The sequence below is a fragment of the Cohnella sp. GCM10020058 genome, from assembly GCF_042683485.1.
In the GTDB taxonomy this organism is placed as follows: Bacteria; Bacillota; Bacilli; order Paenibacillales; family Paenibacillaceae; genus Cohnella.
In genome coordinates, this window is sequence record NZ_JBHUJV010000006.1 from 185,968 (window position 1) to 198,477 (window position 12,510).

Annotated in this window: 11 protein-coding genes; 4 read left to right on the plus strand and 7 right to left on the minus strand. The window is 50.8% G+C overall.

What is annotated here, in order from left to right:
- Nucleotides 1-73: 73 nt before the first annotated feature.
- Nucleotides 74-403: a tyrosine-type recombinase/integrase gene (locus ACFSR7_RS09330; RefSeq protein ID WP_378161164.1), complete on the minus strand. Its 330-nt coding sequence runs from the start codon at nt 401-403 to the stop codon at nt 74-76.
- Between the two features lie 767 nt (nt 404-1,170).
- On the opposite strand from ACFSR7_RS09330, the gene ACFSR7_RS09335 reads away from it, so the two are divergent.
- Nucleotides 1,171-2,625, plus strand: coding sequence for a P-loop ATPase, Sll1717 family (locus ACFSR7_RS09335; RefSeq protein ID WP_378160820.1), 1,455 nt, complete (start codon nt 1,171-1,173; stop codon nt 2,623-2,625).
- Nucleotides 2,626-3,379: 754 nt separating this feature from the next.
- On the opposite strand, the gene ACFSR7_RS09340 is transcribed toward ACFSR7_RS09335, so the two are convergent.
- On the minus strand, nt 3,380-5,296 hold the full coding sequence (locus tag ACFSR7_RS09340) for a serine hydrolase domain-containing protein (RefSeq protein WP_378160822.1): 1,917 nt from the start codon (nt 5,294-5,296) through the stop codon (nt 3,380-3,382).
- A 217-nt stretch (nt 5,297-5,513) separates the two neighbouring features.
- Between ACFSR7_RS09340 and ACFSR7_RS09345 the strand changes: the two genes are divergently transcribed.
- Nucleotides 5,514-6,017 carry a hypothetical protein gene (locus ACFSR7_RS09345; protein WP_378160824.1) on the plus strand — a complete coding sequence of 168 codons (504 nt, stop codon included), beginning with the start codon at nt 5,514-5,516 and terminating at the stop codon, nt 6,015-6,017.
- 136 nt (nt 6,018-6,153) lie between these two features.
- Here ACFSR7_RS09345 and ACFSR7_RS09350 read toward each other — a convergent pair whose 3' ends face one another.
- From ACFSR7_RS09350 to ACFSR7_RS09360, 3 genes are all read right to left on the minus strand, one after another.
- Nucleotides 6,154-7,008 carry a sigma-70 family RNA polymerase sigma factor gene (locus ACFSR7_RS09350; protein ID WP_378160826.1) on the minus strand — a complete coding sequence of 285 codons (855 nt, stop codon included), beginning with the start codon at nt 7,006-7,008 and terminating at the stop codon, nt 6,154-6,156.
- Nucleotides 7,009-7,109: 101 nt separating this feature from the next.
- Complete coding sequence (locus tag ACFSR7_RS09355; protein ID WP_378160828.1) at nt 7,110-7,757, minus strand: peroxiredoxin-like family protein; 648 nt, start codon at nt 7,755-7,757, stop codon at nt 7,110-7,112.
- A gap of 30 nt (nt 7,758-7,787) precedes the next feature.
- The gene (locus ACFSR7_RS09360; RefSeq protein WP_378160830.1) at nt 7,788-8,453 is read right to left on the minus strand and encodes an NAD(P)H-dependent oxidoreductase; all 666 of its coding nucleotides are present in this window, start codon (nt 8,451-8,453) and stop codon (nt 7,788-7,790) included.
- Between the two features lie 253 nt (nt 8,454-8,706).
- Between ACFSR7_RS09360 and ACFSR7_RS09365 the strand changes: the two genes are divergently transcribed.
- A complete protein-coding gene (locus ACFSR7_RS09365; RefSeq protein ID WP_378160832.1) occupies nt 8,707-9,792 on the plus strand; it encodes an AI-2E family transporter in 1,086 nt (361 codons plus the stop codon).
- Nucleotides 9,793-9,910: 118 nt separating this feature from the next.
- On the opposite strand, the gene ACFSR7_RS09370 is transcribed toward ACFSR7_RS09365, so the two are convergent.
- Nucleotides 9,911-10,204: a hypothetical protein gene (locus tag ACFSR7_RS09370; protein ID WP_378160834.1), complete on the minus strand. Its 294-nt coding sequence runs from the start codon at nt 10,202-10,204 to the stop codon at nt 9,911-9,913.
- Between the two features lie 406 nt (nt 10,205-10,610).
- Between ACFSR7_RS09370 and ACFSR7_RS09375 the strand changes: the two genes are divergently transcribed.
- Nucleotides 10,611-12,086: a hypothetical protein gene (locus tag ACFSR7_RS09375; protein ID WP_378160836.1), complete on the plus strand. Its 1,476-nt coding sequence runs from the start codon at nt 10,611-10,613 to the stop codon at nt 12,084-12,086.
- Here the strand turns inward: ACFSR7_RS09375 and ACFSR7_RS09380 are convergent.
- A complete protein-coding gene (locus ACFSR7_RS09380) occupies nt 12,032-12,394 on the minus strand; it encodes a winged helix-turn-helix transcriptional regulator (RefSeq protein WP_378160838.1) in 363 nt (120 codons plus the stop codon). The two genes, ACFSR7_RS09375 and ACFSR7_RS09380, sit on opposite strands and share 55 nt — an antisense overlap.
- Nucleotides 12,395-12,510 lie beyond the last annotated feature (116 nt).

The window sequence follows — 12,510 nt, forward strand, 5'->3', positions numbered from 1 at the left end:
CTGTTCAGACTGATTCATATATGAAATATATATCGGAAACATTTAATGGAATATTTATGTGTTAATAATCAGTTCATATCAGACGTTCAGTAGATTCCAGTTTGATAGTCAACAATTCATCTATCTTCTCAGCCGCCTCCTGCTGGAGCGTTGGGAATAGGTGCGAGTAGCGATCTAACGTTATCATGATACTGGAGTGTCCTAGCCATTCCGAGACGGCTTTCGGATGTCTTCCAGCCTTGAGCAGTAACGAGGCGTGCGTGTGACTAAGATCGTGTGGCCTGATCTTGGGTAGTCCAGATTTCCTGAACAAGTCCTGCCAACGCGCTTCCAAAAGTACGGACTGACCGGTAAGCCGTTTCGCGTCTGCAAAACTGAGCCTTAATCGTGTCTTCCCACCCATGTAAGGAAAACAGATCGTTTGATAAAACAGGCTGATGTTGGGAAACTCTTGCGAACAGACTTCAGCCACTTTCTGTATCCTTATTGTTGTACCTGATCGAGAAACAAGAACAGTGGCGGGATTGGTTCGCCCGCGCAGAGGAAATTGTCGGTCGTACCGACGGAGACCTGCGAGCGTACAACGCAGTGAGCGCGGTTGTGTTCGGCATCCTAATGATGAACGATTTGGCGGAACGCGTTGGCGCAAACCAGATCAGCCCGGAAACGATCAAAAAGATCATCGAAAGTATCTTGGAGCAACGGAGCCTATCCAACACTTGGTTTCGGTCTGTGGACGACTATTGTTTGCGCTAGTCCGGACTTGAAGCTCAAGGGAAGTGCCTTTTCACTGCCGGGAGCCTATTCTTCATCCCGATCCTCCAACGGTCTATTCTCTCTAGTAGCCTTGCTGTGCCGGAAAGACACCATGACTTTGTTCAGTTGGAGCCCGATCAGTTCGGTACGGAGTGACAGTTCCCGGCTGTGCACCTGTCACTGCAGTTCTTCAATCGTGGGAAGGTCGATCTTGCCACCATGCCGGAACAGTTGACCCAGGATACCCGATACGCATGGTGAACTGCTCCCAGTTCTCTTCGATCAGCTCGGCGAGAAGTTCTGCGTAACTATATTTATTACATAGCCATTTGTCGTGTAGCACAAAACTAGCTTGAAGAAAAAGTAGCGCTTAGTGTATTATTGTGGAATAATATGGATTTAGGAGGGTGCTGTTTGAAATTCGATGAGATCACAATTAGAGATTTGTTTGGACATGAGGCAGCTGAAGATGAGAGCATAGATAGCCTGAAGCGTTATTATTTAAAAAACAAAACATATGAACGCTTTGCAGTAGATCTTTCATTGCGAATTCTTGTAGGCCACAAAGGCACTGGGAAATCAGCCTTATTTAAGATAGCAATCCAAGAAGATATTGAACGAGGGTACCTTCCCATAGAACTACAACCCAATGATATTCTTGATTTAAATGTTGACTCTGATAATTTTATAAAACTAATAAAGGAATGGGAAGCAAGACTAACGGAAATTATCGCTAATAAAGTATTTGAGTCTCTAGGAATAGAAAATAAGAATACTTGGGAAACACTAAAAACTAAAAGCGGGAGGTTTTTGAATTATTTAGATAGTACGATAAAAAGTTTCTCTGATTCTATTAAAGTAGATTTAAATCCGACAAAAATGTTGCTTTTGTCAAATTTTTTGAAGAATAAAAAAATTGTTGTTTATATAGATGATTTAGATCGGGGATGGCACGGAAGCAAACAGGATATTACTAGAATCTCTACCTTACTGAATGCAGTTAGGGATATTATAAATGACAATCAGGGTATATACTTTAGAATAGCGCTCCGAAGTGATGTTTATTATTTAGTACGCACTTCAGATGAATCGACAGACAAAATTGGATCCTCGGTTATATGGTACACTTGGGATAACCATGAGATATTGCTAATGTTAGTGAAAAGAATAGAAACGTTTTTCGGAAGAACTATTAAAGATGAGCTTTTAAAAGAAATGACTTCGAAGGACTCAGCAAAATTTTTAGATCAAATTATGAGCGAAAAGTTTTTAGGCACAGGTAAATGGGAAAAGGCTCCGATGTACCGGATCCTGATGTCTCTTATAAGAAAAAGGCCTCGAGATTTAGTTAAACTTTGTACTCAAGCTGCAAGAAAAGCGTACGATGATAATTCACCTAAAATATTGACTAAGCATTTTCAAGATGTATTTGACAACTATTCTCAAGACAGAGTGCAGGATACAATTAATGAATATAGAACTGAACTTCCAGATATTGAACGATTGATTTTGAATATGAAACCCAATAAAACGGAAAGAAGAAATTCCAATGGCTGGATATATACGACTGATAAACTGCAATTGAAGATGACCAACATTTTGCAGAGCGGTAGATTTTTATCTGCTGCTAATAAGGAGTTATCTACAAAGCAATTGTGCAATTTCCTCTACAAAATAAATTTTTTAACTGCTAGGAAAGAATCTGAAAGTGGACAAGTTATAAGGAAATATTTCGAGGAGAATCGTTACATCTCTGGTGAGCATGCCGACTTTGGTTACAGTTTTGAGGTTCATCCAGCATATCGTTGGGCGTTACAGACGGAACAAATCGAAGACATATATAAACAAATAGATTTAAGTGCCGATTAGAAAAGTATTACAAATTGATTTGTGATTATATTGTGCAAACAAACAATCAACAATTTTGATTTTGATCTAAACCGGCCCCACCCTTCGGTACATCACCTTACTTCACTTGGCCTTTCCGTGGTGTTCCGTTCGGCTTACTCAGCCACAGGTTGATGGCTTCCCTAGGCTCAAACGGTATTGTCTCCCGAGCCCCGTCGTCTACGGACTTCTTGCTCCCAAAGTGCTCCAAGCGTCGCCAAAGGGGATCGCTGCACATCGGCGCGCTCGCCTATCCTCGGGCTTTCCCGGAGCCTGGATCGGAACCCCCCACTTGTTGACCTTGGAACCCTCGGAGCATAGGGGGCGTGGGGGGATAAGAAGCTGGAGCGATTGGATTTCGTATAATGATAACCCGCGGTTCGCTGTGTCGATCTTCGTCGTCCCTCCCGAGGGTGGGTGCGGCTTGCCGGGTTATTGAGTCGATGGAGCTTCCTCGGGTTAACGAGCTGCTGCGTGGCGTCTTCTGACTTGGTCTAATGCAGTTGTAAGTCAGCAAAAGAGCACTTACCCGATTGAAACGATTGGATAGGAACTCCGCCGATTGAAGCGATTGGATCATCTACCCCAACAACCGTATCGCCACCGGTGACGAAGAAAACCCGAAGGACGCATAATCGTATCCGTACAACAAACAAGCCGCCAAAGCCCTCGGCTACATGACGGCTTGTTCTGCATTTACGAAGTTAGCACAAAATCCACTTTTTAACTTGCCTACCTAACTATAAAACTCCCAAAACACAAGCTGCCCCACCAGAAAAACTATCATCGCAGCAGGCAGAATGGCCGACCACTTATACAGGGCAGTCGAACCAGAGCTTCTCTTCCTCCAGGATAGCAGCAGCACACCTAACAATATTGCAGCCAGCCCAGTCAGACCGTAGTTGACGATAATCTGCGGATAGACTTCGGTATAGGCCCGCTCACTGTTGCTCAGCATCCGCAAGGCAAGGATCAGATTGTTCGCCACAATGCCGGTACCCGTCAAGGTGAGGCCAGCCACCAGCTTGCGGCTGACGGTACGAGGTGCAGGGCGGCGTTTTCTGGCTCTCAGCGCGTTCATGACTGCCCGTACCAGCAATACGAGCGGAGCGATGATGAAATAAACGATGGCCAGCACCGCTAGAGCGGCGCTCAGGATCAGCACCGGCATGGATTTACTGGCAGGCAGCGGCAAATAATCGGAGGTATAGACCGAGATCGCTTTTACCTCGTCATCCTTGACAGTCGCATACAGCATGGGCCAGGCATCGAGCGCCGAGTCTCCGCTTACTTTCTCATAGAGGTAAGGCTGCACCTGCTTATAGCTTCCGGTCCTGCCCGCTAGCGTCATCTGGAGCTGATCGGCTCCCAGCGGCTTCAGCTTCATCATCGTAAGGTAGGGAAATAGCTTCATGAAGCCATGTTCAGGGCGGCGCGCAGCCACGAACTCGCCTCGAACCTCCGACACCTCCGGCAGATTGACAGCTTCCGCCTGCGTCTGCGTGCCTACAATCGCTTTAGTCAGACCATGGACAATGTTGGTTTCGCCGGCCTGATTGGTCATAATGACAATCGCAAACCGGTCTTCGGGCACAAGCTGCAGATTGGTGGAAAAAGCAATCGTGTTCCCGCCATGTCCGAGCGTCCGGTGCTGTCCGGGATATTCCCAGAATCCATGGGCAATGCCTGGCATTCCTTCAGCAGAGGTATGGCTCTGCGTCAGCATCGTACCCAGCGTCTCCTGTTTCTCGAACAGAGGGGACTGTTGTCCGGCAGGAGGGAGGAATGCCATCGCAAACTTGGCCAGATCCTCCGCAGTGCCGTTATTGCCGCCGTTCGGGTACATGGACATATAATTCCACGATCCCGGGGTGAAGGAACCTTCGCCTTTGAAGAAATAACCTTTGGCTTTATGCTCCAGCAATTCCGGGCGATCCTCTACGACGGAATGCGCAATGGAATGGGTCATGCCCAGGGGATCAAAAATATGCTGCTGAACGTATTCGTGAAAAGGTTGACCGCTGATTCTCTCTACAATATAAGCTGCCAGCGAGTTGCCGTAGTTCGAATAGGCCACAACTTCGCCGGGTTTATAAATCTGTGCGGGTTGGGCAAGCTGCAGTCCTTCCTCCAGCGACCGTACTTCCTCCGACGATTGGTAGGCCATATCGAACATATACTCTTCAAACCCGGCATTGTGGTTCATCAGATGAAGCATCGTTATGGGATCGTCGTATTTCAGCTTAGTCAGGAAATTCTCCGGCAAATAGCTGCGGATATCCTCATTCAGATCGATTTTCCCTTGTTCCGCCAGTTGCATCACGGACGCCCATACGGCAAGCTTGCTGATGGAGCCCCACTCCATGACCGTATCCGACGAGACAGGAATCTGCTGCTCCACGTCCGCATAGCCGTAACCCTTGGACAGCAATACCTGGCCATCCTTCACGATAACAACCGACGCGCCTACGGTTTGTTTCCCTATGTACGTTTTCACATAATCGTCGACAAAAGCTTCCAAACCGGTTAGCGGAATCCCGGAAGGCGTTGCACCATCTGTTCCCACGGTAGTGTCCTCTGCTGCAAATGCTGCGATACTACCGCACAGAAACAGTAGCATGTAGAACACAATCGTACATCCTTTTCTTAACAATAAAACCTCTCCTCTAAGCAGGTAAATTCCGGCAGTCCCCCTATTCTAACAAAAGTTCTCAAAGTTGACCGTAGCATATTGTAAAAGGTACAAGCAGTTACATCATTTAAATCAATAAAAGCGTGTATTATTTACTATAATGGAAGTTCCAACAAGTTCACCAAGACGAAGCGACGGGGGTCAAAGAATAAGTTGATAACATGGAGGGGGAGGCACTTTGAAATATGTCTTAAGCACATTACTATTAATAATTGTGATGGGAATTACGGGATGCAGAATGAATGATGATAACCGGAAAATGACATTAACTGTCGGGGGGGACTCGGTTGATTATGTTTTGTATAACCCTTCCGAATCAGAAAACGGACAAAAATTTCGATATAAATTCGCTTTTCAAGAAGAACCTTTAGCTAATATTAAATATATAAAAATGCAGGATAAAATAACGATTAATTTCGGAAATCCGTCTCCGGACAAAGTTAGTGTAAGGGACAGCTTACTGAACTCGAACGGTGAGTATATCTATCCTGATAAATTGTCCCTTGTAACGCCGCTCCCCATAGAAGATGGAGTTTCAAAATATATTGTTCAAAAAAACCCGGCCTCCGCATTAAGCTCGCAATTCGATAAATCAAAGAAATATTCTAGAGGGATTACCATTACGGTCAGTTGGGGAAAGCAAGAAAAACAATATCATTTTGTAATACGTACAGATGCATAATTGATAATCTTCAACGCAACGGACCGATTATATGAAAAGGATTTTGAAGACGCCTCTAAAGAACTGAGGTTGCTTGTTTCCTGTTGATTCATGTATAGAGAGGAGGGAGGAGAACCTCCCGCCTCCTGTTCGGTCTTCATACCCGGGTTAGCTTATCCGGATTTCGTACAACGAAGATCCTGGCAAATTGCCCGCGTTGGAGCTGTACAAACAGAGTCCCGACGGCTTCGTCCCCCGAACGGAGTATCAAGCTCATCTCGCCGTTCAGCTGGGCAGCCTCGAAGCGGAGATTTTCCTGAACGACGCTTTTGAACCCGTCGAGCAAGAAACGGGCCACGGGAACGCGCATTTGTACCGGGCGAAGGGCCGCAACCGCTTTGCCGCCGCCGTCGGAGACGAACATGACGTCTTCGGTCAGCAGGGACAGCATATGATCGACGTTACCTTGCTCGAGGGAAGAGAGGAACCGGCTCACCCATTCCCGATCGGCCGCTGCGGCCGGGACCTCCTCCTCCTCGGAAATGTCCATCTTGCTCTTGGCCCGGCTCATCAGCTTCCGGCAATTCGCTTCTTGCTTGCCGAGTAGCTCGGAGATTGCGGGGTAATCGAAATCCAGCGCCTCGCGCAGGACAAACACCGCCCGCTCCGTCGGCGTCAGCCGCTCCAGCAGCACGAGCATGCCGTACGACAATAGGTCGCGGCGGACGACCGCCGTCTCAAGCGTATCCGTCTCTTGCGTCCGAATCGGCTCGGGGAGCCAGGGACCGACGTACGTTTCTCGCTTCTTCCGCGCCGACTTCTGCAGATTGAGGCAGTAGTTGGTGACCATTTTGCACAAATACGCCTTCGGCTCTTCCAGGCGTTCGGGATGGACGTCGCCTGCCTTAATAAACACGTCCTGTACCGCATCTTCCGCATCCGCAGCTGATCCCGTCAACTGATAGGCCAGCGTAAACAGAAGCGCCTTGTATCGAACGTACAGTTCATCCATTCGCCGTCTCACCCTTTCCTGGAGCGTCTCCCTATTCGCTTCTTTATTTTCCAAAGAAACCCGCCTTTACGCAAGCGTAAAGGCGGGTGTTCTCATTTTTCTTATTCGGCCAGCTTCTTTAATTGATCGATGATGTCCTCGGGTTCCATCCGCTTCATGAGGTCCGGATTCACGTGCGCGCGGCGGATGATTCCTTCCTTATCCACGATAAACGTCGCCGTAATCGGTAGAATCCAGCGGTCGGTTTGGTTGAACTTGGCGAGATCCATCCCGGAATTCTCATAGAGATTCTGCAGGTAATCGGGCAATTCGTACAGCACCCGGTAGCTGTCCGCGACGTGGCCGTTCGCATCGCTTAACACGCGGAAGGTGAGGTTCTCCTTCTCCTGATGGGACAGCGAGTTGTCGGGGCTTTGCAGCGACACGGCCATCAGTTGTCCGCCAAGCCTCTCGATCTCCGGCAGCAACTGCTGGTAAGCCCGAAGCTGGAGATTGCAGAACGGACACCAGCTGCCGCGGTAAAAGGTCAGAACGACCGGTCCTTTCGCAAGCTCGTCATATAGATTCACGCGCTCTCCGAGCGGGCTGGCCAGCGTAAAATTCGGAGCTGGGTCCCCTTCCTGCAAACCGAAAACGAAACCGGACTCCTGCTGCTCCTTGATGTGCCGAAAAACTTGCGATTGCACTTCTTCGGGCGCGACAGCGATAAAATGGTCCTTTGCTTGATCCAATAATGGTTTAATTGCCATGGTGCAACACTCCCTTTTATCTGGAATCGTTTACCGCCACTCCACAATCTCATCCAGCATTTGTCTTGCTTTCGGACGTTTAGGATCCTCATGACGATATCCGAAAGCGACCATACAGGCTAAACCGAAATCGTCGCCGTTAATAATTCCTTCATTTTGCAGAATAGCGGTCACCTGTTTTCTGTCATAGCCTTCGATCGGACACGAATCAATGCCGATTTGAGCCGCGGCGGTCATCATGTTGCCCAACGCGATATAGGTTTGTTTGCTGGCCCATTCGAAAAGGAGACGATCGTCCGCTTCGAGCTCCGTTTCCACGAAGGTTTGGTAGGAACCCAAGAAATGCGGAATAAGCGCTTCGGGGAAATGATGAACGGCGTTCACCATTTTGGTCACATGAGCGGAATCATGCTTTAAGCCATGTCTGGCCAAGATCACGACAAAGTGGCTCGCGGTAGGCAGAGAACCCTGGGCACCGGCGGTTACGGGTTTTAATTTTTCACGAAGCGCCGCATCTTGGATCACGACAAACTTCCAAGGCTCTAGACCTGCCGAGCTTGGAGACAGTCTTCCTGTCTCCAATATAAAGTGAAAATCTTCATCCGGGATCTTTTTGTTTGAATCGAATGACCTGCAAGCAAACCTGAACCGATAAGCGTTCAAAATTTCTTGTTTTTTGCTCTCCGTCCCTACCATGAGAAAACAACTCCTTTGGCGATTTGCACATATAACAATGCAGGGCGCCGATTTGTGACAACGAAAGCAAAATAAATTTGACTGAGCGGATCCTTTAGCCGACTGCGCTGCCGCGCGCAGCTTTATTTATTGACCGCTCGATGGTATCAGAAAGGAGGGTGCCGCATGTCATCGTACCGTTTGGATGTAGGCAAGCCGTTTGGGTTTCTGTTCGTTCATCCGGCGGGTAATAGAGCCAAAAGGAGGGGCTGCCATGCCGTATGCGAAGTTTTTTCGAATCATTCTCAGCGTTATTTTCGTGCTGCTGGCGATCTTTCTTCTCTTCCTTGATCGCTTCATGTTCGCGCCGATCGTTCGGATGTTCGAGATTCTCATTCTGCCGATTGCGCTGTCCGGCTTTCTTTATTACCTTCTTCGCCCGATCGTCGGCTTTTTACATAACCGGGGGATGAAGCGTTGGCTGGCCGTCACGCTGCTCTATTTGGTGTTTGCGGGTTTAATCGCCCTGTTTGTCTGGCTCGTGTGGCCGACGCTGCGCGATCAGACCAATAACTTTATCAACAACGCGCCCAAAGTCGTGGAGGACCTGAGCGATCAGGTTCAGGACCAGACCGAAGACGGGAGCGTAGTCTCCTCGGTCCTGCCGGAGTCGTTCGATTTGGAAGCCCGGATGTCGGAGTACGCCCAGAAGGCCGCCGGTTGGGCTTCTACGTACCTGACGAACATCATTTCCGTCGTCTCCCGTGCCGTCGTGCTGATCGGGGTCGTGCCGGTCATTCTCTTCTTTATGCTCAAGGACGGGCGCAAGCTGGAAAATTCCCTTTTGTATCTGGTGCCGCGCAAATACAAGGCAGAAGGGCGTGCAGCCCTGTCGGAGATTGACGAAGCGCTCGGTTCGTTCATTGTAAGCCGGGTCGTGCTGAACATCATTCTCGGCGCTCTTATGTACGTCGGCTTCCTGATCATCGGACTTCCATACGCGCTGCTTCTGGTACTTATATCCGTCGTGCTGAACTTTATTCCGTACATCGGCGCTATTCTGGCGGCAATTCCGGTCCTCGTTGTCGCATTTATGGAATCTCCCATGCTGGCGCTCTGGTCGCTGCTCATTATTCTGGCTGCGCAGCAGATCCAGGACCATATTCTGACGCCGATCATCTTCGGACGGACGATGGCGATTCATCCCGTCACCATTATCGTGCTCCTGCTGCTTGGCGGCGATCTCGCCGGCGTGCTGGGCATGCTGCTGAGCATCCCGGTCTATATTGTCGTTAAAATTTTGTTTACGCACATTTACAAGCTATTCTTCCAGGAGAAGGTGGAAGAGATCGTAGAATAACGGCGATGCAAGACGCAGGATGTCATTCGCCTGAACGCCAACAAGCCCTCCGCCTTACCGGCAGAGGGCCAAGTTCCGAGACGAGGCGCGAGGCTGCTAGTTACAGCTTCGCCTTTAATTACAGCTTCGCCTTGATGTCCTTCAAGTACTTGATGACCACGGCGACGGCACCTATATAATAAGCTGTCTTGACGATCCAACCCGTCTCGTCCATCAGAGCGATTCCCGACAGTATGAGGAGCGGCAGCACATGGACGACGATTCCCTTCAGGGGGACGAGAACCGCTTCATTCGCGCTGCCAAGCTTGTTGCCTTGAAGCGATTGAAAGAGTCCGACGAGAAAGTCGACTGCCATCGAGCCAAGCACAACCCACAGCGCAACCTCCATCCAATACGTCAACGAACCAATCATACAGAATCATCCTTTCCTGCGTAGATTAAGATTCCACTAGCAGGATATTCAGCAGGGGACAGGCGCATGCGTGCAGGGTCGAAAAGCAGGCTTTGGAGATCGTTCGGGGCGGACCTGCTTAAATCTGGTTCTGCCCGCCATCGATGAACAATTCGATACCGTGATGAAGCGGGCAAAACTGCGTATCGCGGCTTTGGTGGCTCTGGCCCGGTTCGCCCCAATAAGTTAATTGTCGAAGTTACATCGCCAAGCGGCTCAACGCCCGGGCGATGTGTTTTTTTGAAACGAGACATAGTTCCCATTCGGGAACTATCTTACCAAACCGTGCCTATCGCTCGAAAAAGTGCATTCTATCCGCATCGGAATAGCTGTGATAGGATGATCCCATCAGAAAGGAAGGTGCCGCATGTCATCGTATCGTTTGGATGTAGGGGAGCAGAGAATCGTCTGGGGGACCCGGCTGGAAGCTGCCGCCGGCCAGAATGCCGGACCGGGCGGGGAGACCGTGAAGCCATCCGCCGACAACGGCTTGTGGGAATGGGACATTCCGAATGGCGTGTACACTGCCAGAGAGATCGTTAAGGCGTTAAGCGTGCTGCTCGAGGCCATCGCCGTTCAATTAGGGGAGGCGGCCGATCGCGAAGCGCTGCTGGCGAATATCGAGAAGACGCTCGCAATAGCCGGGCGGGAAACGGCGCTTCCGCTGGCCGCCTTGGAGCTAAGCGACTATGGGAGGCTAGAGCTGTCCGAGCAGGCCAGCCGGATCGGGGAGACGCTGTCGCAGTGGGCCCGCGCGTTCGACGGCGAAGCGCGCGGATTGCGGGAGCTCGGCGATGAGGTGCTTGGGCGTCTCGTATTCCGGAGCCGGTGCGATAATCATCTCTGGACGCACGAGGTGACCGCTATGCTCACGGGGCCGGCAGGCGGCCCATCCGTCATGCAGCTGTTCAACGAGTACCTGCACGAGATCGTTCTCCTCCGTGACGCGCTTCTCCCGTTCGAGAATTGGCAGGAGGTGCCGCTTGCGCTGACGGCGCGGACAACCCGAGGGCTGCGGTATACCGAGCAAGCGCATACCGCGTTCCTCTCGCAGCTGCTGGCCAGGCCGCTGGACCACAAGTCGCTCGTTCGCTATGCGGCAAGCCTGCTGGCACCGGAGCTGGCTGCCGTCGGTTATGGTTTTCAGTATCGGCACGGAACGATTCTGCCGGCTAGCCTGGGGACCGAACTGGCCGAGGCGCCCCGGTATCTTCTTCGGTGGTACCCGGTACGGACGATCGCGTCCGGCAAAGGGGATGCGATTGCTTTTGCGTATGAATATCCCGACTATTACCAGGCAACGCGATCGAAGCTGGGGGTCGGTTCAGAGGAGAGCGGGGGAGGAGCGGCGGAGTTGGGCGGCATCGCCGAAGCGAGCTTGCAGGCAAACCTGATCAGCGACGATCAGGCGGTCATTACGTTCCAACTGCCTGCGGGTACCGATATCTATAACGTCGACTTGGGGCAAATCTTTCGGGGCCATCGCTTCCATTACCGCGCAGGTTCTGCAGACAAGAAGCCGATCGGCCCGTCCCCGACGCAGGAGGAGCCAGTTATCGCCCATCACGCTGCGGGCCCTATTCTATCCCTCTCCGGGTTGGTTACGGACGATGCGGGTACGCATGAGATCGCGACCGGAGGAAATGAACTCGTCACGAGAGCGCTGCTCGGGAAGCTCTACCCGGAAAACGTCATTCTGCTCGAACGCGGCGATGCAGAAGCGCTTGAGGCGGCAAAAAATGCAGGCAAGCGATTCGGCGCCAAGTTTCTCCTCCACCCCGGACAGGATCAGGCTCGCCGGTCCTCCTCCGCCGAAGCTTCGGCCGGGAAGCTGTCGATATAATCGGCCCCGAATTCGCACAGCTGCTGGAGGATGGGCGCCAGCCGCTTGCCGCGGTCGGTCAGATCGTACTCTACCTTGAGCGGGACCACGGGATACACGCTGCGTACGATCAGCCCGTCACGTTCGAGGTCGCGCAGCTGCTCGGTCAGCATCTTGTGGGTCGCGCCTGGCATGCGCTTCTGCAGCTCGCCGAACCGGAAGGTTTGGTCGTGCAGCAGGCTCAGGATAAGAACTTTCCATTTGCCGCTTACGAGCTGCATCGCGACCTCGGAGGCGCAGCGGTACGCTTTGTCCCTGAACTGAATCATGCGGGTCCCTCCATTTTTAAAAACCGAGTAAATCCATTTATTTACCCAATATTTTAGCAAAACGGCAAGACGGCTTCAACCGTTTTCTCCGGCACTCGCAGGTTCGAGGTGACATT